Below are 20,616 nucleotides of genomic sequence, written 5' to 3'. Positions count from 1 at the left end.
TGCTCGGCGACGCGCCGGGAGAGGAGGCGAGAGATGGTGACGTATTGGAAATGGACGATGGCGGCGCTGGCCGTATTCCTGTTCGTCCATCCGGCGCTCGCCCAGATCGGCACGCCAGGCAATGCGCCGCTGGCGCCGGGCGGGCCGCGCCAGGGCCTGGGGCCGCCCTCGATCTTCGATCACCAGCCCGATCTCAGGCTGCATGCGCCGGGGGCGGGCGGCCTCCCAGGCGCTGGCCCGCCGGTCGACTATGGCGGGACACCGCGGACCGCGCCGCGTTCGCAGAACCCGATCTACATGCCGCGCTACGGCGCAGCTGACGATCCCCGCAACGCGGTCTTGGCGTACTGCAAGACCCCGCGCCGGGCCTGTGCCGCGCCGAGCCGGGCTCTCGCCGGTGCGCGCTGCTTCTGCCGCCTGCCGAACGGGGCGCGGTTGCGCGGGCGTGTGGTGCGCTAGGTCGCGGGGGCGCCCGCCTTCACCTCCGCTTCACCGCCCTGACCACGGCGCTCTTGCCGCCGCCGCCGCAATAGAAGCGGTCGCCGCCGGCCTCCATGCCGGCGATGAAAGTTCCCTCCGGCATGCGCATGCTGTCCAGCACCTTGCCGGTTTCAGGATCGACCCGCCTGATCTCGCTTTCCTCGTTCTCCCAGGTCGCGTGCCAGAGCTCGCCATCGCTCCAGGTCACGCCGGTGACGAAGCGGTTGGACTGCAGCGTGCGCAGCACCTTGCCGGTCTCCGGGTCTATCTGATGGATCTGGCGCTCGCGGTAATGCCCGACCCAGAGCGTGCCTTCCGCCCAGGTGAGGCCGGAATCGCCGCCGCCGGCCGGCGCGGGGATGGTCGAGAGCACACGTCCGCTCTCCGGGTCGATCTTCTGGATGCGCTCCTCGGCGATCTGGTAGAGGTGCTTGCCGTCGAAGGCTGTGCCGGCATGGGCGGGCACGTCGAGGCTGCGGACCGTGTCGCCGCTTTCCGGATCGAATGCGTTGAGCTTGTCGCCGGAGGCGAACCAGACGTTGTTGCCGTCATAGCTGACGCCGTGCACGGCCTCGACGCCGGGGAAAGGGCCGTATTCGCGAAGGATGGTGGCTGTCCTGGTCATGGGATGATCTCCTCTGTTCGGTTGGACCGAGGCAGGGTTTAGCCATCCGGCAGCGGGGCCGGGAGTAACAAGGCTGTCGGGAAACCGGGCACCGGCGGCGTCAGCCAGCGCCGCGCCCGCGCCTTGCCGAAGGACTGGATCTTGCCGGCCCCGGCCAGCGTCTCGAGCGCGCGCTGCATGTTGCGCTGGCTCACATTGAGCGCCAGCGCCAGCGCCGAGCTCGACCAGGCCTCGCCATCGGCGAGCAGCGCGAGCACATCGGCATGCGCCTCCTCCAGCGGCTGCGCCAGGACCGCGACCTCGCGCGCCCGGTGTGGCTTCAGGGCAAAGCCGCGCTTGGTCGCGTTGATCTCGGCGAGCCCGTGCAATTCGGCGCGCAGCCGCCCGATCTCGACCCGCAGGCGGGCGCGATGCGACTCGTCAGCCTCCTTGGCCCGGAAGGCGCGTCTCAGCAGTACCTCGCGCGAGACATCTCCCGGCCAGGCCTCGGCGAGCGTGCGGGCGAGCGAAAACAGCACCGGCCGGGTCGCGAGCGGAACGGCCGTGCCGGCCTCGCGTACGACATTGCGACAGGCATCGACGACGAAGCTGCCCGAGGCGAGCAGCGCTGCGACCTCGCCCAGCATCAGCGGGCGCTCCTGGCCGCGGGCGATCAACCGCGCCGCGGGTTCCTCCAGCACGCGCGCGGCGGCCTCGACCTCGGCCACGAGCGCCGGAATACGAGCGCGCTGCGCCGCTTCAGCCGCCCGCGCGAACGCCGCACGGGCCTCTCCCGCCTGCAGCCGCCGCAGCGCGATGCCGCCCGTGGCCAGTGCCCGCGCAGCTTCAAGCGCTGGCGGTAGTGGCTTCCCGTCGAAGCCGGCGAGCACGCGTTCGGCCTCGCCGAGCCGGCCGATCAGCAGCAGCCGGCGCACCGCGATCGTGCGGGCATGGGCGGCATTGAGGCGATCGCCATGCGCCTCCAGTACCGTGCGTGCTGCATCGAGCGCCTTCACCGGCCAGGACAGATCGCGCGACACCAGGGCGATCTCGGCTTCGGCGACCACGCAGCGGGCGCGCGCAACGGGCTCCTTGGGGCCGAACGCCTGGCCGGCGCGCTTGAGCAGTACCTTGGCGCGGGTGAGATCGCCGAGCTGCGCCATCGCGATGCCGCGCAGCGCCAGCGCCGGCGCATCCTCGCGCAGGGCGATGCGGTTGAGCGCGGCGAACGGATCGCCCGCGGCCAGCGCCCGCCCGGCGGCGGTGATCAGCGAGTCCATGCCGAGCTTTCGAATCCCGCCAAGCTTGTCACTCCCGCTCCCTGCCGTCCTGCCTCTAGTTCATCTCCTCACGACGGCCGGACGGCGCGTCGCTGGCACCTGACAAGAGGAGATCATCATGCCGGACATCCTGCACAGAGTCGGAATCAAATCGTCCCCCGAGGCAGTCTACAAGGCGCTCACCACCATCGACGGGCTTTCGCACTGGTGGACGGACGAGACGCGTGGCGACAGCAAGGTCGACGGCGTCGTTCACTTTCAGTTCGGCGAGCGCGGCTTCTTCGACATGAAGGTGATCGAGCTCGCTCCGGGCAAGCGCGTGCTCTGGCAGGTCGTCGACGGTCCCGCCGAATGGATCGGCACGAAGGTCAGCTTCGATATCCGGCAGGAGGGCGAATACACGATCATCCTCTTCAAGCACGAGGGCTGGAAGGAGCCGATCGAGTTCATGCATCATTGCAGCACGAAATGGGGCGTGTTCCTGCTCAGCATGAAGTCGCTGGTCGAAACCGGCCGGGGCGCGCCGTACCCGAACGACGTCAAGATCGACGACTGGAACTGACGCGTCTCGCGTCGGAGCAATATCAGCGTAATCGCGGTGGCCCTTGCCATCGCGATTTTTGTTGGTGCGGGAAGTTTGGCGGATCCAACGGCGGCGAGGTCGGTCGTCATGCCTGCCATGCATTTTTGCATCTGCTCAGAAACGCGCCACGCAGTGCCGCACCGCCTCGCTCTGGCTTATACAGGTCGCAGGCGATCCGTGGATTGGGTCGCACGCAAAAAGTGTACGGTTCATGAGGAGACGCACATGACGCTCAAAGCCCGATTCCTCATCGGAGCAGCCTTCGCCACGGCGGTGTTCGCAGGCACCCCGGCACGCGCTGACATCACCATCGGCCTGCTCGCGCCGCTGACCGGCGCCGTCGCCGCCTATGGCGACCAGGTCAAGAACGGCGCCCAGGCCGCCGTCGACGCCATCAACAAGAAGGGCGGCATCGCCGGCGAGAAGATCGTCCTGAAGCTCGCCGACGATGCCGGCGATCCCAAGCAGGGCGTTTCGGCCGCCAACCTCCTGGTCGGCGACAAGGTCCGCTTCGTCGTCGGTCCGGTGACCTCCGGCGTCGCCATGGCGGCGTCCGACGTCTTCGCCGAGAGCGGCGTCCTGATGGTGACGCCGACCGCGACCTCGCCGGCCCTGACCAATCGCGGCCTCGCCAACGTCTTCCGCACCTGCGGTCGCGACGACCAGCAGGCCGAGGTCGCCGCCAACTACGTCCTGAAGAACCTGAAGGCCAAGAAGGTCGCCATCGTCCACGACAAGGGCACCTATGGCAAAGGCCTCGCCGATTCCTTCAAGAAGGGCATCAATGCCGGCGGCATCACCGAAGTCGCCTATCTCACCCTGAACCCCGGCGACAAGGACCTCGCGGCGGTGATCACCCGGCTGAAATCGGGCGGCGCCGAGCTGATCTATTTCGGCGGCTACCACCCCGAGGGCGGCCTGCTCGCCCGCCAGCTGCACGATGCCGGCGTCAAGGCGACGATCATCGGCGGCGAGGGCCTCTCGAACACCGAGCTCTGGGCGATCGGCGGCGACACCGCGGCCGGCACCCTCTTCACCAACGCGACCGACGCGCTGAAGAACCCGGCTTCGGCCGAGGCGGTGGCGGTGCTGAAGGAGAAGGGCATCCCGCCGGAGGCCTTCACGCTCAACGCCTATGCCGCCGTCGAGGTGCTGAAGGCTGGCATCGAGAAGGCCGGCAAGGACGCCAAGGCCGATGCGGTCGCCAAGGCGCTGAAGGCCGGTCTCGAGGTCAAGACCGCGATCGGCACGCTGACCTATGGCAAGACCGGCGATCTGAGCTCGCCGAGCTTCTCGATGTACAAGTGGGAAGCCGGCAAGATCGTCGCGGCCGACTGACGAAGCCGCATCGGACGGACGGGAAGGGGCCTGCGGCGTGCCGCGGGCCCTTTTTCGTTGGGCCGTCATTGCGAGCGTAAGCGAAGCAATCCAGGGGGATTTGGCGCCGCGCCCTGCTGCCCTTGGATTGCTTCGTCGCTCCGCTCTCGCAATGACGGCCTTCCGCCTCCTGAACGCGCCGTTCGGGAACCGTTCAGGCGCTGGGCCGTTCAGTCGGGCGATCGAACGGGAATTGCCCATGCCGACCGCCGAACCCGCCACGCAAGTCCTCGCCAAGCCGTCCCTGATCGCGATTCGGCGCGAGGCGGACGGCTACGGCATCCGCTTCGGCCTGAACGAGGCCGAGGATGCGGCGATGCCGGGCCCGGTCTTTCCGACGCTGGGCGAAGCCATGGCCTGGATCGAGCGCATCGACCGCGCCCGCGGCCATTGAAGCGGCCTGATCGGGGCGATCTGCCCGATCCCTGTCGATCGCGCGTCCTGACGACTTGTCAAAGCGGGTCGCGATCGGGCATAGAGCCTTCCAACGGAGACGTGGCCGAGAGGCTGAAGGCACTCGTTTGCTAAATGAGCATACCCCACAAGGGTATCGAGGGTTCGAATCCCTCCGTCTCCGCCACTACCCCTATCTATTTGAGAAATAATACCTTTTCCCGGCCACGGCTCGCAGGTTTGGGGAACTATTTGGGGTGGAGAGCGTCTCTGCCAGATGTGCATAACCGCGCCGTCAAGCGAGAATCGAGGGCTCGGCGGCAACCGACTTCCGAAGAAGCTCACTTCGCGTTGCGCCGGACCCTTGCGCAACCCATGCGTTTATCCCATCTAGCTTCAGCCTGCTGGCAATAGGGTCCATGGCTCGGGCTGTAGCCGCGAGCGTCGTCGATCGCGCGATGCGTGTGCTCGACTTCGCCGAGCCAGTCAGGCGGATAGTGCTGGACATCACATTCCCACTGACCGCGCCCAGTGCTGCCCGCGACCATGGACATCAGGCAGAGAGGGGGATGCCGAAAGAGACGGTCGGAAACCCATGGCCCTTCAAGGAGCGGTCGCCCCGTGAATCGCCGCAGATAGAAGTCGAACCACGGCCCGTCGAGGCTCACCGGGTGCGCGGCGAAGATCGGCTCGCCGCCGAATGATTTCACCCAATCGACAAACCGCCCGATGACGGACGAGATAGGCTCCGGGTTGTTGGTCGCGGCCTCCCATGAGTCGGGATGCTTCTGCCAAAAGGCCATTGTGCCCGGATCGCTGGTGGCACCATCGAGAGGTTCCAGAACGGCCTCGAACTCGCCGAGAATGCTGCCCGCTGCCGATACTGCGACAGAGCCGAACGACAGCATCGAATTTGCGCCCGGCGTCGGCCCGTCGAACTCGCAGTCGGTAACGATGTAAATGTGCATTGGCCACGCGCGCGCCTTCTCGATCCGAAATTACTCCCCGATCGCGCGGCGGCTCAAGGTGATGGGGGCGCGTTCCTTCAACGCCGGGCGCATAGTATGCAATCTCGGTCAGGATGCATCGCGGCCTCAGTTCCGATACGGAGTAGGCGCTCCGGCAGAGGCTGGAGATGGCTACGATACTGATCGGTTTATTCATCGATGGATTCGGCCCAGATTGAGTGCCAAATGACGATTCCCCCGAGAAAGTTGCTCCTCCGCGCATTGGCAGGCGAACGAACCGAGCGCCCTCCGATCTGGCTGATGCGTCAGGCGGGTCGCTACTTGCCAGAGTATCATGTCACCCGCCGCTCGGCGGGCGGCATGCTCGGTTTATGTAATTCGCCGCAACATGCTGCCGAGGTCACTCTCCAACCGATTCGGCGCTTTCATCTCGATGCGGCCATCCTGTTCGCCGACCTTCCACAACTTGCCGCAGCACTGGGGCAGACCCTTGAATACCGGGACGGTGACGGGCCTGTGCTCAGCCCGCCGATCCGCTCGCTAAACGACATCCGACAGCATCTAGGGCTCGCGCGACTGCACGATGAACTGGCTCCCATCTACGAGACTGTCCGGTTACTGGCGGCTTCGCTTCCGCCCGAGGTCACTCTGATCGGTTATGCCGGCGCGCCATGGACTGTTGCCACCTATATGGTCGAGGGCAGAGGCGGAGGCAGTTCCGATCACGCCATAATTAAGGAATGGGCGCTGAGCGACCCGGACGGGTTCCAACCTCTCATCGACATGCTAACCACTGCCGCGATTCAGTTCTTGGAGCGACAAATCGAGGCGGGAGCCGAAGCGATCCAACTGTTTGAGAGTTGGGCCGGCATTTTACCGGCCCCTTTCTTCGAGCGTTGGTGTGTGCGGCCTGTTGCTGACATTGTCGAGGCACTTCGGCAGAAGCATCCGGATGTGCCTGTCGTCGCTTTTCCACGAGCCGCAGGCCTTCTCTATGACGGTTATGCTCAGGCGACCCATGCGAACTGCATCGGGCTCGATAGCGCGGTCCCAATTGGCTGGGCGTCTGAAAACATTCAGCGAAAACTAGGCCGCTGCATACAAGGCAACCTTGATCCACAAATGCTCGTCATTGGGGGCCAACCAATGGCGACCGATGTCGAGCGCATACTTTGTGAAGCGAGCCATGGGCCGTTTATTTTCAATCTCGGGCACGGCATCCTGAAGACGACGCCTCCGGACCATGTCGCAGCGTTAGTCAGACAGGTAGGGGCTTGGCGCTCTTAGGAGCATCAACAAGCCGGTAGCTGAGCGCCGTGATTGTTCGGCCCATGGGGCTCTTGCATTGCCGTCTTCATGATGCTCGCGTTTCGCACCGAACGCTTCGCGCCGGATCAGCTCTGTCTCTGTTCGTTCACGCCACTCCCCATCAGAACTTGACGTTGAAGTTGAAGTGCGCCGACTGGTCGGACATTCCCGAGCCGAACTGGGCGCCATAGGAAACGCCGAGGGTGGCATTGGGCGTGATCGCATGATCGAGGCCGGCTTCGATCACCGCGGCATCCCGTACGATGGGAATCCCGCCGATGGCGAAGGCATTGCCGCCGCCGGCAAAGCGCATGGTCGAGGTCGGCGCCATGTCACCGAAGGCATGACGCCAGCCGACCATGCCCTTCGCGGTGAGCGCGGTTCCGCCGATGTCGAAGGTCGTCGAGGCACGAAGGCCGAGCGTCGCGAAGGTCGAAGCGGTGTTGTCCGAGGCGCCGGTCAGCGCCGCTGCGCCGCCCTGCTCGGTGAAACCATCGGTGTGGAGGTTCACGTAGGCAAGGTTGGCGAAGGGCTCGAACCGGGCGCTGCCCGCGCTGAAGCCATAGGCGAGTTCGCCGAACATCTGTGCCGTTGCGGCGTTGTAGTCGCCCTTCAGGCTCCCGCCGAAACCGGGGAACGTCACGCTCCGCTTGGTCGAAACGTCATGCCAGGCGTAGGCGGCGCCCGTCCGGAAGGCGAGATCACCCCAGGCCGTGCCGCCGTAGAGTCCGACATGGTAGTTGTCGCTCGAGCCGGAGGAGCGGCGATCCTTCACGTCGAAGGAGGTTCGGCTGTAGCCAGCGACCGCGCCGAAGCGCCAGGTGTCGAACACCGGTGCATCGGCGCCGAAGAAGAAGCCGCCGGTCTTGCGGTTGAGACGGGCGGCGTTGCCGTCACCGTTCGTGTGGCCCCATGAGCCGAAGGCCTGGCCCCAGACCGCGAAACGGTCGGTGTTCGCCTTCACCGCCACAGGCTTTCCGCCGTCATAGGTCGAGACCGTGCCCGATACGCCAACGGCATCGAAGGCCGCGCGGATGCGGTCGTTGACGGCGTTGCGGATGAAGCGGCTGTCCTCGATCAGTGCGGTCCTGGCTGAGGCATGAATCTCGCCCGAGAGCTGCTCAAAGGCCTGTTGCGCCTGCGGCGCCGACAGGGTCACGACCGCATCATAGAGCGGGCTGCCCCAGCCGAGGCTCTCGACGCCGCCGCCGGTGGCGATCTGGCTCCCAGTCAGGCCGACGCCCGCGAAGCCGATATTGTTGCGGATCATCGTCAGGTAGACATTGTTGGCGTCGTAGCTGAGCGAGGGATCGAGGAAGGCCAGGTTCGAGGTCACGCCGCTGAAGGTGCCGCTCCGGCCGCCATTGGCGGTGAGGATCGTGTACCGGGTCTGCGGCGCATAGTTGCCTATGTCCGCCAGCACTTTGACCGAGCTGCCGGCGATGGTCGCCGTGCCGCCGGCGACGATCTTGTCCGACTGCCCCGCCGCGTTCACCTCGACCTCGTAGATCGAGCCTGCCGCAAAGGTGACGTTTCCGGCGATGTTCAGCGTGCCGATCGAGTTGCCTGGCGCGATCGTGCCCGAAACGCTCATATTGCTCACCGCGCCGCTGCCTTGCAGGCGGCCGCCGGCCAGCACGTCGACGGTGCCGCCGAGTGAGCCGTTGATCACCAGCGTGCCGTTCTCGATCGTGGTCGTCCCGGAGAAGGCGGAGGAATTGCCGGTCAGGGTGAGAAGGCCCGCGCCGGCCTTTGTGAAGCTGCCGGTGCCCGAAATCATACCGGCATAGGTAGCGTTGACGGCCTGGTCGAATCTCAGGGAGGCGCCCGAGGCAATCGCGACATTGCCGCCGAAGCGCTCGGCCGAGGAGACCAGCCCGCCGGCCTCAATCGTCCAGTCGAGCGATGACAGGCCAGTCAGCGTCAGCACGCCCGCGCCGCGCTTGATCATCGCACCGCTTGTGCCGTTGAGCGCCGCGATGTCGCCAGAAAAACTCGCATTGCCTGCCTGGTTGAAGACGACCGTGCCGGCATTGCCGATATTGCCTGAGATCGAGGCGGCGTTGCCGATCAGCGTACCGGCTGCGACTAGCGTGTTGCCGTAGGCATTGGCGCCGTTGTCGAGCCGCAATGTGCCGCCGCCCTGCTTGATCAGATCGCCGCTGCCCGAGACCACGCCCGTCAAGCCGAGTTCGGTGCCGGTTGCGACATCGAAGCCCCCCGCCTGCGTCAACGACACCGCGCGCGCGGTGTCGAAGCTCGCCGTGGTCGAGAGGGTGCCGCCCGCGAAGGTCAAGCCGCCCGTGACTGCGCCCAGATTGGCGTCGCGTGACACCGACAGCGTGCCGCCGGAGATCGTCGTGCCGCCGGTATAGGTGTTGGTTCCGGTCAGGATCAGCGTGCCCGCGCCGGCCTTGGTGAGCGAGGTGCCGTTCCAGCCGGTCGCGAGGTTAGCCGCCTGATCGGCCAGCACCGCCCCGACCGTGAAGCTGTCGGTGGCGTTGGTCAGCGTGAAGGTGCCACTGGCGAGATTGTTGCCGGCGCTCCAGGTCAGGCCATAGCTGGCGAGATATTGCAGGCCGTCAGCCGATTTGCGGGTGGAGACGGTGAGATAGTCCACCGTGCCGCTGAAGCCGCCGACGCTGACGCTGGCGAAGTCGCCGCCGATGCCGGACGTGGTATCGATCAGCACCATGTCGAGCTGGCTCGCATCGGTGATGCCGCTGATGTTGAAGGTGACGCCGTTGCCGATCGTGATGCTGTTGGCGGAGAGCGCGGGGCTGGTCGCGCCGGCGGCGATGGACAGCGTGGTGTTGTCGCCGAAGGTCACATTCTGCGTGACGTTCAGGGTTATCGGCGCCTGGATCGCCAGCGTGCCGCCGGTCACGTTGATACTGCCGGCCAGATTGATGCTGCCGCCCGATGCGCCATTGCCGAATTGGAGTGTGCCGCCCGCGACCGTCGTGCCGCCGGTATAGGTGTTGTTCCCGGTCAGGGTCAGCGTGCCCGTGCCGGTCTTGACCAGCGAGCCGGTGCCGGAGATGACGCCGCTCACCTCGGTCGAGAGATTGTTCGAGCCGACCGTCAGTTCATTGGCGCCGAGGATATAATTGCCGGCACCGGCGATCGACCCCGCGCTTACCCTGCCGTCACCGTTCGGGCCAGCGCTGCCCGAGAAGTAGATTGTGCCCCCTGCGTTGTTGATAAGGGCGGCATTGCCTGCCGTGCTGTTGCCCATGAAATTCAGGAGGCCGGTGTTGGAGATAGCGGCGCTGCCCGCCGTGCTGGTACCGTGGAAGACAAGGTTGTTGTTGTTGATGATGTTGGCGTTGTCCGCCGTGGCGGTTCCAGCGAACCCCAGGCTGCCGCTGTTGGTGATGGTGGCGCTGCCGGCCGTGCTGGCGTTGTTGAAGCTCAGGGTGCCGCTGTTGGTGATGGCTGCATCGCCTGCCGTGCTGCTGTCGTAGAAGCCAATGCCGACGATGTTGGTGATGTTGGCGCTGCCCGCCGTGCTGGTGTGGTAGAAATACAGACCGCCGTTGTTGGTGATCGCGGCACTGCCGGCCGTGCTGGTGTCCAGGAATTCCAGGAGATTGTTGTTGGTAATGGTGGCGCTGCCCGCCGTGCTGGTGGCGCTGAAGTTCAGGCTGCCGCTGCCGCTGTTGATGATGGTAGCGCTGCCCGCCGTGCTGGTGCCCAGGAATTGCACGAGGTTGTTGTTGGTGATGCTGGCATTGCCGGCCGTGCTGGTGTCGTAGAAGCTCAGGGTGGCGTTGTTGGTGATGGTGGCGCTTCCGGCCGTGCTGGTGTTCTGGAATTGCAGGATGCTGTCATTAGTGATGGTTGCGCTATCCGCCGTGCTGGTGCTGAGGAATCGCAGGACGCTGTTGTTGGCGATGGTGGCGCTGCCCGCCGTGCTGGCGTCGTAGAACTCCAGGAGATTGTTGTTGGTGATGGTGGCGCCGCCCGCGCTGGTGCTGTTGCGGAAATACGTGCGCCAATTATTCGAGATCGTCGTGATGCCGCTTGTGTCGGCGTTGACGATATCAAATGTGGCCGCATTGCCGACGGTGACTGCCCCCAGAATGGAGCCGGCCGTGCCGGCATTGCCAAGCTGCAATGTGCCGCCGTTGATGGTGGTGCCGCCGGTGTAGGTGTTGGCGCCGGTCAGGGTCAGCGTGCCGATGCCGGTCTTGACCAGCGAGCCGCTGCCGAAGATGGCGCCGCTCACCTCGGTCGAGAGATTGTTCGAGCCGACCGTCAGTTCATTGGCGCCGAGGACATAGCTGCCGGCCCCGGCGATCGATCCGGCGCTCAGCTTGCCGTCGCCGTTCGGGCCGGTGCTGTTCGAGAAATCGACCGTGCCGCTGGCATTGTTGATCAGCGCGGCATCGCCCGCCGTGCTGGTGTTGAAGAAACGCAGGAGGCTGTTGTTGGTGATTGTGGCGCTGGCGGCTGTGCTGGTGTTGAAGAAGTTCAGAGTTCCGCCGTTGGTAATGGTGGCGCTGCCGGCCGTGCTGGCGTCGAAGAATTGCAGGCGGCTGTTGTTGTCGATGTTGACGATATTGGCGCTGCCGGCTGTGCTGCTCGCGTAGAAGTTCAGATCGCCGCCGTTGGTGAAGGTGGCGCTGCCCGCCGTGCTGGTGCCGTTGAATTGCAGAGCGCCAGTGTTGTTGAAGGTGGCGCCACCCGCCGTGCTGGTGCCGTTGAATTGCAGGATGCCGGTGTTGGTGACGGTGGCACTGCCCGCCGTGCTGGCGTCGTAGAAATCCAGGAAGTTGTTGTTGACGATGTTGGCGCCGCCCGCCGTGCTGGTGCCCAGGAATTGCAGGAGGCCGTTGTTGGCAATGTTGGCGCTGCCCGCCATGCTGGCGTCGCTGAAGTTCAGAGTGCCGCCGTTGATGATGGTAGCGTTGCCCGCCGTGCTGGTCTCGCGGAATTGCACGAGGTTGTTGCTGGTGATGCTGGCATTGCCCGCCGTGCCGGTGCCGAAGAAGTTCAGGGTGGCGTTGTTGGTGATGGTGGCGCTGCCGGCCGTGCTGGTGTCGAAGAAGTTCAGGGTGGAGTTGTTGGTAATGGTGGCGCTGCCGGCCGCGCTGGCGTTGTAGAAGCCAAGGAAGTTGTTGTTGGTAATGGCGGCATTGCCCGCCGTGCTGGTGTCGTAGAAATACAGGATATTGTCGTTGGTTATATTGGCGTTGCCCGCGGTGCTACTACCGTAGAAACTCAGGCCGCCGTTGTTGGCGACGCTGGCATTGCCCGCCGTGCTGCTGCCGTAGAAATACATACTGCCGACGTTATTGGTGATGACGGCGCTGCCAGCCGTGCTGCCGTCAAAGAATACCAGAAGGTTGTTGTTGCTTATGGTGGAATTTCTAGCCGTGCTGGTGCTGAAGAATTGCAGGACACTGTTGTTGTTGATGGTAGCACTGCCCGCCGTGCTGGTGTTCTGGAAATACAGGTCGCCGTTATTGGTGATGGTGGCGCTGCCCGCTGTGCTGGCACCGGCGAAGCTCAGAAAGCCGTTGTTGACGATTGCGGCGCTGCCGCCATTGATAGTGAGGCCGGCTCCTGTGAAATACTGGCTCGTCCCGCCCGAGACATTGAACGTGTAGTTCGAGGCGCCTGCGTTGAACGTCCAGCCGCCGAAGCTGCCGGAGGTTCCCAGAGTCAGCGTCGTCGTGTTCGAGGCGCCGAAACTGGCCGTGCCGGTCGGCACGCTGCCAGGGTTCCAGTTGTTCGCGTCGAAGAAGTCACCCGACCCCGGATTGACCAGCCAGGTCGCGTCCTGCGCCCGCGCCGGCCCCGTGGTAGGGAGTGTCATTGCCAGAACCAAAGCCGTCGAGGCCAGCAAGGCTTTCCGCAACCGACTGCCCATGACGCTGCGCAGGGACGCGCCGCCGCGCGCCGAAGTCGAAGGCGTTCTGGTGTCCATGGTTCCCCGGCCCGCAAAGAGATGCGCGGCCGCCGGATATCGATTCACCCTTCGCCCGCGTTATTTGTCGGCCATCCCTGCCAGCGCAGGCCGGAAACGTCCTGAATCGGAGGCCGTGATGTTCTGAACGTTTCCGTTATTTTCTGAATGAGCCGCGCCTTGCCGCGCTTTATGGTAATCGGAGCCAATTTTTGCCGTCTGGGGGGTAGGCGCGGCGTGCTGCGGTTCTTGGGATTTGAACTGGATCGGCAGCGGGCCGAACTGCGTGGGCCTGATGGCGCCGTCATCAGAATCCGGCTGAGAAGCCTCGAAATGCTGAAGGTCTTCGCCGCCAATCCGGGGCGGGTCCTCAGCAAGCAGGAGCTGATGGAGGCCGTCTGGCCGGATATCCATGTCGGCGAGGACAGCCTGTTCCAGTCCATCCGCGAGCTTCGCACCGCGCTGGGCGACGAGCAGCGGCAGATCATCAGGCTGATGTCCGGCCGGGGCTATCTGTTCGCAGCCGCTGTGTCGGGCAAGGCGGATACGGACGCCCCGCGAGATGCGCACCCGGCAACAGGAACCGAAGCGGACAATGAACCGGCGCCGGGCCGGCGCGATGTCAGCATGCGCCGCCGCGCCGCGCTCGTTGCCATGGCGGGGATCGGCGTAACGGCCCTGACAGCAGCGATATGGCGCCCCGGGCTCCTTACGGGTTCGCCCGTGACCGTCGCCGTGATGCCCATGGCGGCGGCCGACGATCCGCCGGCGGCCCGGATGGCGGCGGGTGTCACCCGTGACCTGACCGATGGGCTGGCGAAAATCGAGACGATCCGCGTGATGCTTCCGTCCGGCGCGGCAAAGGGCGCCGACTATGTCGTCAGCAGTGAGCTGGAGAAGACCGGAACCGCGTGGAATTTGCGCGCGCGCATGACCGAGCCGGCAACCGGCGCGGTCAGGTGGACCACATCGCTGTCCATTGATCGGGCGGACAGCGATGCGCCACTTCAGCAGACCCGCCTGACCGCCGGCATGGGCCACCCGCTGGCGCTGCGCATCAACGCGCTGCTGAAAGCAGGCGAGCGCGGGGCCGATGGCTCGCCGACCGGCACTGCCAGGGTCGCCATCGAACAGGCGACGGCCTCGATCAACCACACCACGCTGGAACGCTTTCGCGCCGCGCTGGCGATCCTGGAGAGAACGCTCGCCGACGATCCCGACAACGTCGACCTGCAAGTTGCGCTGGCGGCATTTCAACTGCGCGGGATTCAGATGGCCTGGTTTCCCACCGCCGAGCGCGAGACGGTCGAGAACAGCGTCGGCGCGATCATGGCACGCGCGCTGCGCGCGCGGCCCGACTACATTCCCGTGCTGCAAACGCAAGGGCGGTTTCTGTCGACGACCAACCAATTCGTCGAAAGCCTGGTGGTGTGCGGCAAGGTGCTCGCCCAAAATCCATGGGACGGGATCGCGCTATACCTCATCGGACTGTCCCAGATTTTCCTGGGCCGCTTCGATGACGCGCTCGTCTCGTTCAAGCAGGCGGACCGGTTCGATACGCCTCAGGTCGCGCGCTGGACATGGGCGGTAGGTGCGGGCTGGGCGTACCTTCTCATGGGTCGCGCGGAAGAAGCTTTGCCCTGGCTGCAACGATCGATTGCGATCACGCCGGCCAGCGGACGCACGCATATGCTGCTGGCCGCAGCCTGTCAGCAACTGGGCCGAACCGACGACGCCAGGGCGGCGATGGCGGTAGCCTTGGAACTGCGGTCCGGTTCGACCGCGCACAACGCACCGCCCCCCACCAAGAACAACAGCGCGATTTTTCTGAAGGCGTCCGAACGGGTCGTAGGCCTGATGGTTGCCGCCGGGTTGCCGGAATGACCCCGTGTAGAAGCGGCGGCGGCAACAACACGGGCAAACTCTGATCGTCAGCCATCCTGCCCCTCGATGTGCATGGTGGAGCAGCGACGTGCAGGGATCGTGAAATGCGCCGTTGGCAGTGCGGGCTCTGGCGCATCCCGGCCTACGGTGGCGGCTGATCATGCCTTTCAAGGATTCCCGCGGGGCTGAACTGTGCGGTCGTCATACCGCGGGCGGTTGCTGCGGCTCGTCCTCGCTTGGCACAGGTCGCTTCGCCGTCACGCTGCGGCCTTCTGACCAAGGCCAGCACCTGCTCGACGTCCTCTACACAAGACGATACACATCAGAGGCGGTCAAGCGCTTGGTTTCGCTCTGGAATCAAGGGGTTAACTTTTCGGTTGAGGCGCGCAGTTCCCGTCTCCGCCATTCGACCTGAGCTACAAACCGTGCTGGGCTCGTGCCGATTGATCGGTCATCAGAAGGCCGATCGCCGCTGTCCAGGAGAACTGGCCTCCGCCCAGCCCCTCTCCGGAGGTCGGGTCGAAATATTCGGCGATGCCGCCGTTTCTCATCAGTGCCAGCGTCGCGGTCCGGATCCGGGTGGCGAGCGCCATGTGTTCATAGCGCGCGAACCCCTCGGCGATCATGAAATTGACGACTGCCCAGACCGGCCCGCGCCAGTATCGCTTCGGCTCGAAACGGGGATCGAGCGGCGAGGTGCTCGGCACCGGATAGGGCGCCCTGGCGAGCCAGTTCTCGAGCTCGGCGGCGAGCTCGGCGGCCTGATGGGCGTCAGGGATGCCCGCGAAGAGCGGTAGCAGGCCGGCCGAGGTCGACGCATCGACCTTCGTGCCCGTGCCGAGGTCAAGCGCCTGGTAGATCCGCCGGTCCTGGTTCCAGAGCCCGGCGAAGGCCGCGGCCCGGCGGGCCATCCGCTCCGCGATCCGGCTGCGTTCCGCGTCGCTGCCGAACTGCCCGGCCAGCACCAGCAGATCCTCTTCCGCCTTGTGCAGGATGGCATTGGTCGCGACGTCGACGAGCTTGAAGGGCGAAGCCGCCCACATCGCCGCAGGTTCCCAGCCGAGCCCGGCATAAAGGTCGACCAGCGCGATGAAGCGGTGGTAATCCTCGTCGCGCGGGCGCATCTCGGCGCCGATATGGGAGATGTCGCGGCGCCGGATCGGCGTCATCGGCTGAAGCGTCAGCCGCGCCATCGCCTCGTCCCAGGCCGGGCTGTTGTCCATGCCCGATTCCCAGGGGTGCAGGATGGCCACGAGCCCGGTTCCCTCGGGATCGCGGGCCCTGTCCCACCAGTCATGCGAGGCGAGTGCGCATCTGTAGAGCCTGGCTGCGCGCGCCTGCGCATCCGGGCCCCGGGCGCTCTCGAAGACGTGACGCAGGGCCGTGGCGAAGACCGGCGGCTGGGTGATGCCCGAGGTCGGGACGGAGTGGCGCGTTCGCCAGACATCCGGTCCCGGAAAGTAGTCGTCGCTCGGTGCATGGAAGACGATATGCGGCACCATGCCGTCATCCCATTGGCCCTCGACCAGCCGCTCCAGCTCGCGCCAGGCCCGCTCCTCGTCGAAGGTCGCCCAGCCCATCGCGACGAAGGCCGAATCCCAGTTCCACTGGAACGGATAGAGCCGGTCGGTCGGAACCGTGTAGCCGCCTCGGTCATTGGCACGCAGGATCGCGCGGGCCGCCTCGATATCGATCGTCATCGTCTCAAAGGTCCGTCATTGCGCCTGGATCGCCCGGCCCGATGCCGGATCCATCCAGACCAGTCGTTTCGGGTCGGGCTTGAGGCCGATCCTCGTGCCGGGCTTGTGTCCGCTGCCGGCCGGAGCCGCCACGCGCAGCAGCGTCTGCCCGCTGCGGCCGGTGACCAGGTCGTGCGCGCCGAGAGGCTCGACCACCGCGATGTCGAAGGGCAAGCCCTCGCCGTCGGCGACCGGCGTCAGGTCCTCGGCCCTGATGCCCATCAGCAACGCGCCGGAGGCTTGTGGCGCCGGCAAGCTCGCGCCGGGCAGCTCCAGCTTTGAATTCACGACGGTGACCGGCAGGAAGTTCATCGGCGGGCTGCCGACGAAGCCGCCGACGAAGGTGGTGGCCGGGCGCTCATAGACCGCGGTCGGCCGGTCGATCTGCTCGATGCGCCCGCCATGCATCACGGCGATCCGGTCGGCCAGCCCCATCGCCTCGGTCTGGTCGTGGGTGACGTAGATCGTCGTGGTCTTGGCCTCGCGCAGTACCGCCTTGAGCTCCGCGCGCATTTCGAGCCGCAGCAGCGCGTCGAGATTGGAGAGCGGCTCGTCCATGAGCAGAACCGGCGGCTCGACCGCGAGCGCGCGGGCGACCGCGACGCGCTGGCGCTGCCCGCCGGAGAGCTTGGCCGGATAGCGATCGAGATAAGGCGTGATGTGAAGGAGTTCCGTCGCCTTGCCGACGCGTGCCTTGATGCGTGCCTCGTCGGCGCCTTGCATGCGCAGGCCGAAGGCGACGTTCTCGTAGACGGTCATATGCGGGAAGACGGCGTAGTTCTGGAACACCATGGCGAGGCCGCGCCGACGCGTCGGCACATCGGTCAGGTCGCGCCCGCTGATGACGATGCGCCCGCTCGTCGCGCTCTCCAGCCCGGCGATGATCCGCAGCAGCGTGGTCTTGCCGCAGCCGGACGGGCCGAGCAGCGCCACGAACTCGCCGTCGGCGACGGAAAGATCGATCTGCTCCAGCGCCCGCGTCGCGCCGAAGGTTTTGGCGATGCCGTCGATGATGATCTCGGCCATGTCGTTCCCGTCAGCGGTTGGCGATGCCCCACATCGCGAACAGGTATTTCCGGACCGCGAAGATGAAGGCGAGCGAGGGCAGGATCAGCAGGAAGCCGCCGGCAAAGCGGAAATGCAGCGGCGACTCCGCCAGCACGGTGAGGAGATAGGCAGTGAGCGTGCGGTTCTTCACCGAGAGGACCGAGGCTGCGAAGACCTCGTTCCAGGAGATGACGAAGGCGAAGATCGCCGCCGCCGCGATGCCGGGCAGCGCCAGCGGCAGCACCACCTTGCGGAAGGCCTGCCAGCGGCTGCAGCCGAAGACCCAGGCCGCCTCTTCCAGTTCGCGCGGGATCGCCTGGAACAGGCTGGCCGAGACCAGCGCGGCGAAGGGCAGTGCGAGCGCCGTATGCACGAGGCCGACACCGAAGGCCGTGTCGTAGAGCCCGACCCGGATGAAGGCGACCGTCAGCGGCAGCGCCAGGATAGCGAGCGGAAAGGCGCGGGTCAGCAGGATCAGCAGCCGATAGGTGTTCTGGCCGCGGAAGGAGAAGCGCGCCAGGGCATAGCCGGCCGGTGCACCGAGCCCGATCGAGAGAGCCATGCAGGTCAGCGCCGCGATGATACTGTTCACCATCGCCGGCCAGACGCCCTCGACAGCGAGGAAGGTCTGCAGCGCGGCGAGGGAGGCGTCGCCCGGCCACAGTGATTTCGGCCAGCGGAAGACGCCGGTGCGGCCGCCGAACGCTCCGAGGCCGATCAGCCAGATCGGCACCAGCACCCAGGCGCAGAGCGCGACGACGCCGGTCCAGAAGACGGTGCGCTTCAGCCCGCTCATGGCTGCTGCTCCGCCGGCACGCGCAGCACCCGCAGATAGATCGCGGTTGCGGCGAGCGAGATCACCACGATCAGCATCGCATAGGCGGCCGCGACGCCGGTGTTCTGGTTGGCGTTCTGCCAGGTGTAGGCTTCGCCGACGAGCACCGGGAAATTCGTGCCGCCGATGGCGTAGACCACCGCGAACACTTCGAAGGCGAGTACGGTGCGCAGGATCAGCGCAGTCTGGATGCTGGGCTTGAGCAGCGGCAGGGTGATGCGCCGGAAGATCGTCCAGGGCCTCGCGCCGAAGACCTCGGCCGCCTCGCGATATTCCTTCGGGATGAGCTGGAGGCCGGCGACGAGGATCACCAGCACGATCGCGGTGGCGCGCCAGATCTCGGCGAGGACGACCCCGAGGAAGAGCGTGCCGGGCGTCTCGTAGGTCAGCCAGGCGGTCGGCCCGTCGATCAGCCAGAGCCCGTGGAGCGCGCTGTTGAGATAGCCGCGATCCTGCAGGATCGCGAGCCAGACCAGGCCGGCGGCGAGATCGGAGACGCCGAGCGGGATCGTCCAGATCCAGAGCACGAGATCGCGCCCGCGGCCGATCTTCTCGATCATCATGCTCATCCCGAGGGCGAGCGCGAGTTGGATCGGCACCACGACGAGGACGAGCAGGAAGGTGTTGCGCAGCGCCAGGCCGAAATTCAGGTCGGACACCATGCGCCGGTAATTGCCGAGCGAGGCGACCCCGCTTTCGCTGAAGGACAGCGCGACCGTCTGCACCAGCGGCAGCAGGAAGATCGCCGTCAGGAAGACCAGCGACGGCGCCAGCAGCAGATAGGGGAGGGCTCGCGATTGGGTTCGCTTCATGGCGGTCCCGGCGGCTTGGCGGACAGAGCGGAAAAGGTGGGCGGCCAGTTGGCCGCCCAGTGGGAGGAGTGGCTCAGGTCGATCAGTCGACCGGGCAGGCGGCTTCGCTCGCCTTGTCGGGCGCCCAGCATGGCGCCTTGGTCGCGTCCATCAGGCCCTTGAGCACTACGGCCTGCGCATCGAGCACCGCGCGCGGGTTCTCGCCGCGCAGCACGATGCGCTGGAAGCTGTCGGAGAAGACCTTGTTGAACTCGCCGCCCTTGTCGCCGAGCCCGATCGGCAGCAGCGCCGGCAGCGCGTCCCTGGCGCCTTGCGTCTTGGCGACGCCCTCCGCGATCAGCTTGATGCCCGGCGAGAGATCGGCCGGCAATTCAGCCTTCCCCACCGGGAAGAAGCCGACCTCGGCCGCTGTCTTCACCTGGACCTCGGGCTTGGTCAGGTGCTCGATCACCGCCACGGCCCCCGCCCGGTCGGGCGCACCCTTCGGGATGGCGAGGCCGGCGACGACCGGCATGTAGCCGCGCCCCTTCGGGCCGGCCGGGGCCGGGAAGCTCACGTATTTGTCGGGCTCCTGCACCAGCGCGTCCTTCAGGCGCGCGACATGGTCGAACGCGACCCAGACCTCGCCGGCCATCAGCGGCTCCTGCATGAAGTCATAGCTGGTCGAGTTCGGGTTGACGTATTGCCAGAGGCTTTTGAACTTGCCCCACATCGCCTCGGCGTCGGCCGAGCGGAACGGCGTCACCACGCCACCGGTGAAGGAGGGATAGAGATAGCCTTGGTAGAAGCGCGGCATCAGCCCCTTCGGCCCGGCGGGGAAACCGATCAGGCGCTTGCCGGTCTTCTCGGTCAGCGCCTTGCCCCAGGCTTCGAGCTGATCATAGGTCAGCGCATTGACGTCGGCGCCGGCCGGCAGCGAGGCGAGCGCCTCCTTGCGTGCGACCATGATGTAGGTCGCCTGCATCCAGGGGATATAGACCTGCTTGCCGGTGCCGAGCTTGCCGAGTTCCAGCAGGCCCTGCGGGATGCCGCGATCGGCCAGCTTGGCGACGAGGTCGTCGACTGTGTCGAGATCGCCCGATGTCACGAGCGGCTGGAGCTCGCCATGGAGGGCGCCGGCGAGGCTGATCGTGCGCTTGCCGGCCTTGCCCTCGGCCTTCATGCGTACGTCGAATTGCGGCGGCTCCTCGACCAGGTAGGAAACCTTGCCGGGCACGCCCTTCAGCAGGACCTGGCGGACCTTCTGCGCTTCCTCCACCGGTCTCAGCTGCGTCGACAGGAAATTGACGTCCTGCGCCGCGGCGAGGCTCGTCGTGAGCAGGGTCGCGGCAACGCCTGCGCTTGCCAGAATACTTTTCATCATCTCCTCCCTCTGCGTTTGCTTTTCAGTGC

General features: G+C 65.9%; 15 protein-coding genes and 1 tRNA gene. 7 read left to right on the top strand and 9 right to left on the bottom strand.

What is annotated here, in order from left to right:
* The first annotated feature begins 33 nt into the window (after positions 1–33).
* Positions 34–459, top strand: coding sequence for a hypothetical protein (locus tag ACSQ24_RS16050; RefSeq protein ID WP_436095638.1), 426 nt, complete (start codon positions 34–36; stop codon positions 457–459).
* Positions 460–478: 19 nt separating this feature from the next.
* Here the strand turns inward: ACSQ24_RS16050 and ACSQ24_RS16045 are convergent, their stop codons facing one another.
* Both ACSQ24_RS16045 and ACSQ24_RS16040 read right to left on the bottom strand, forming a co-directional pair.
* Positions 479–1,105, bottom strand: coding sequence for a Vgb family protein (locus ACSQ24_RS16045; protein ID WP_436095637.1), 627 nt, complete (start codon positions 1,103–1,105; stop codon positions 479–481).
* 38 nt (positions 1,106–1,143) lie between these two features.
* Positions 1,144–2,364 (bottom strand): helix-turn-helix domain-containing protein, encoded by a 1,221-nt coding sequence (locus ACSQ24_RS16040; protein WP_436095636.1) that lies wholly within the window; start codon positions 2,362–2,364, stop codon positions 1,144–1,146.
* Between the two features lie 118 nt (positions 2,365–2,482).
* Between ACSQ24_RS16040 and ACSQ24_RS16035 the strand changes: the two genes are divergently transcribed.
* The 4 genes from ACSQ24_RS16035 to ACSQ24_RS16020 all read left to right on the top strand — a co-directional run bounded on the left by ACSQ24_RS16035 (position 2,483) and on the right by ACSQ24_RS16020 (position 4,904).
* On the top strand, positions 2,483–2,926 hold the full coding sequence (locus ACSQ24_RS16035; RefSeq protein WP_436095635.1) for an SRPBCC family protein: 444 nt from the start codon (positions 2,483–2,485) through the stop codon (positions 2,924–2,926).
* 246 nt (positions 2,927–3,172) lie between these two features.
* Positions 3,173–4,285 (top strand): branched-chain amino acid ABC transporter substrate-binding protein, encoded by a 1,113-nt coding sequence (locus ACSQ24_RS16030; RefSeq protein WP_436095634.1) that lies wholly within the window; start codon positions 3,173–3,175, stop codon positions 4,283–4,285.
* A gap of 238 nt (positions 4,286–4,523) precedes the next feature.
* Positions 4,524–4,718 carry a hypothetical protein gene (locus tag ACSQ24_RS16025; RefSeq protein ID WP_436095633.1) on the top strand — a complete coding sequence of 65 codons (195 nt, stop codon included), beginning with the start codon at positions 4,524–4,526 and terminating at the stop codon, positions 4,716–4,718.
* Positions 4,719–4,813: 95 nt separating this feature from the next.
* Positions 4,814–4,904, top strand: a tRNA-Ser gene (locus tag ACSQ24_RS16020).
* Positions 4,905–5,058: 154 nt separating this feature from the next.
* On the opposite strand, the gene ACSQ24_RS16015 is transcribed toward ACSQ24_RS16020, so the two are convergent.
* Positions 5,059–5,685 carry a DNA polymerase III subunit epsilon gene (locus ACSQ24_RS16015; protein ID WP_436095632.1) on the bottom strand — a complete coding sequence of 209 codons (627 nt, stop codon included), beginning with the start codon at positions 5,683–5,685 and terminating at the stop codon, positions 5,059–5,061.
* 225 nt (positions 5,686–5,910) lie between these two features.
* On the opposite strand from ACSQ24_RS16015, the gene hemE reads away from it, so the two are divergent.
* Complete coding sequence (hemE, locus tag ACSQ24_RS16010; RefSeq protein ID WP_436095631.1) at positions 5,911–6,972, top strand: uroporphyrinogen decarboxylase; 1,062 nt, start codon at positions 5,911–5,913, stop codon at positions 6,970–6,972.
* Positions 6,973–7,114: 142 nt separating this feature from the next.
* Here the strand turns inward: hemE and ACSQ24_RS16005 are convergent, their stop codons facing one another.
* Positions 7,115–12,817, bottom strand: coding sequence for an autotransporter domain-containing protein (locus ACSQ24_RS16005; RefSeq protein WP_436095630.1), 5,703 nt, complete (start codon positions 12,815–12,817; stop codon positions 7,115–7,117).
* A gap of 282 nt (positions 12,818–13,099) precedes the next feature.
* On the opposite strand from ACSQ24_RS16005, the gene ACSQ24_RS16000 reads away from it, so the two are divergent.
* Complete coding sequence (locus ACSQ24_RS16000; RefSeq protein ID WP_436097903.1) at positions 13,100–14,791, top strand: winged helix-turn-helix domain-containing protein; 1,692 nt, start codon at positions 13,100–13,102, stop codon at positions 14,789–14,791.
* 416 nt (positions 14,792–15,207) lie between these two features.
* On the opposite strand, the gene ACSQ24_RS15995 is transcribed toward ACSQ24_RS16000, so the two are convergent.
* The 5 genes from ACSQ24_RS15995 to ACSQ24_RS15975 all read right to left on the bottom strand — a co-directional run bounded on the left by ACSQ24_RS15995 (position 15,208) and on the right by ACSQ24_RS15975 (position 20,584).
* Positions 15,208–16,491 (bottom strand): MGH1-like glycoside hydrolase domain-containing protein, encoded by a 1,284-nt coding sequence (locus ACSQ24_RS15995; RefSeq protein ID WP_436095629.1) that lies wholly within the window; start codon positions 16,489–16,491, stop codon positions 15,208–15,210.
* A 15-nt stretch (positions 16,492–16,506) separates the two neighbouring features.
* Positions 16,507–17,556 carry an ABC transporter ATP-binding protein gene (locus ACSQ24_RS15990; protein WP_436095628.1) on the bottom strand — a complete coding sequence of 350 codons (1,050 nt, stop codon included), beginning with the start codon at positions 17,554–17,556 and terminating at the stop codon, positions 16,507–16,509.
* A gap of 10 nt (positions 17,557–17,566) precedes the next feature.
* Positions 17,567–18,373, bottom strand: coding sequence for a carbohydrate ABC transporter permease (locus tag ACSQ24_RS15985; RefSeq protein ID WP_436095627.1), 807 nt, complete (start codon positions 18,371–18,373; stop codon positions 17,567–17,569).
* Complete coding sequence (locus ACSQ24_RS15980) at positions 18,370–19,224, bottom strand: carbohydrate ABC transporter permease (RefSeq protein WP_436095626.1); 855 nt, start codon at positions 19,222–19,224, stop codon at positions 18,370–18,372. The genes ACSQ24_RS15985 and ACSQ24_RS15980 overlap by 4 nt, the downstream gene beginning before the upstream one ends.
* Positions 19,225–19,306: 82 nt before the next feature.
* Complete coding sequence (locus tag ACSQ24_RS15975; protein WP_436095625.1) at positions 19,307–20,584, bottom strand: extracellular solute-binding protein; 1,278 nt, start codon at positions 20,582–20,584, stop codon at positions 19,307–19,309.
* Positions 20,585–20,616 lie beyond the last annotated feature (32 nt).

Source organism: Allobosea sp. LjRoot237, assembly GCF_964253285.1.
GTDB lineage: Bacteria > Pseudomonadota > Alphaproteobacteria > Rhizobiales > Beijerinckiaceae > Allobosea.
The sequence above is the reverse complement of the archived record's forward strand: the minus strand, read 5'-3'. Positions and strand labels throughout refer to the sequence as shown.

Excerpts from the sequence above, each read along its gene's own strand:
- ACSQ24_RS16000 (WP_436097903.1), top strand. The coding sequence starts at position 13,100 with ATGGTAATCGGAGCCAATTTTTGCCGTCTGGGGGGTAGGCGCGGCGTG.
- ACSQ24_RS16050 (WP_436095638.1), top strand. The coding sequence starts at position 34 with ATGGTGACGTATTGGAAATGGACGATGGCGGCGCTGGCCGTATTCCTG.
- ACSQ24_RS16005 (WP_436095630.1), bottom strand. The coding sequence starts at position 12,817 with ATGACACTCCCTACCACGGGGCCGGCGCGGGCGCAGGACGCGACCTGG.
- ACSQ24_RS16030 (WP_436095634.1), top strand. The coding sequence starts at position 3,173 with ATGACGCTCAAAGCCCGATTCCTCATCGGAGCAGCCTTCGCCACGGCG.
- ACSQ24_RS16035 (WP_436095635.1), top strand. The coding sequence starts at position 2,483 with ATGCCGGACATCCTGCACAGAGTCGGAATCAAATCGTCCCCCGAGGCA.
- ACSQ24_RS15975 (WP_436095625.1), bottom strand. The coding sequence starts at position 20,584 with ATGAAAAGTATTCTGGCAAGCGCAGGCGTTGCCGCGACCCTGCTCACG.
- ACSQ24_RS15995 (WP_436095629.1), bottom strand. The coding sequence starts at position 16,491 with ATGACGATCGATATCGAGGCGGCCCGCGCGATCCTGCGTGCCAATGAC.
- ACSQ24_RS16025 (WP_436095633.1), top strand. The coding sequence starts at position 4,524 with ATGCCGACCGCCGAACCCGCCACGCAAGTCCTCGCCAAGCCGTCCCTG.
- ACSQ24_RS16040 (WP_436095636.1), bottom strand. The coding sequence starts at position 2,364 with ATGGACTCGCTGATCACCGCCGCCGGGCGGGCGCTGGCCGCGGGCGAT.
- ACSQ24_RS15985 (WP_436095627.1), bottom strand. The coding sequence starts at position 18,373 with ATGAGCGGGCTGAAGCGCACCGTCTTCTGGACCGGCGTCGTCGCGCTC.
- ACSQ24_RS15990 (WP_436095628.1), bottom strand. The coding sequence starts at position 17,556 with ATGGCCGAGATCATCATCGACGGCATCGCCAAAACCTTCGGCGCGACG.
- hemE (WP_436095631.1), top strand. The coding sequence starts at position 5,911 with ATGACGATTCCCCCGAGAAAGTTGCTCCTCCGCGCATTGGCAGGCGAA.
- ACSQ24_RS16045 (WP_436095637.1), bottom strand. The coding sequence starts at position 1,105 with ATGACCAGGACAGCCACCATCCTTCGCGAATACGGCCCTTTCCCCGGC.
- ACSQ24_RS16015 (WP_436095632.1), bottom strand. The coding sequence starts at position 5,685 with ATGCACATTTACATCGTTACCGACTGCGAGTTCGACGGGCCGACGCCG.
- ACSQ24_RS15980 (WP_436095626.1), bottom strand. The coding sequence starts at position 19,224 with ATGAAGCGAACCCAATCGCGAGCCCTCCCCTATCTGCTGCTGGCGCCG.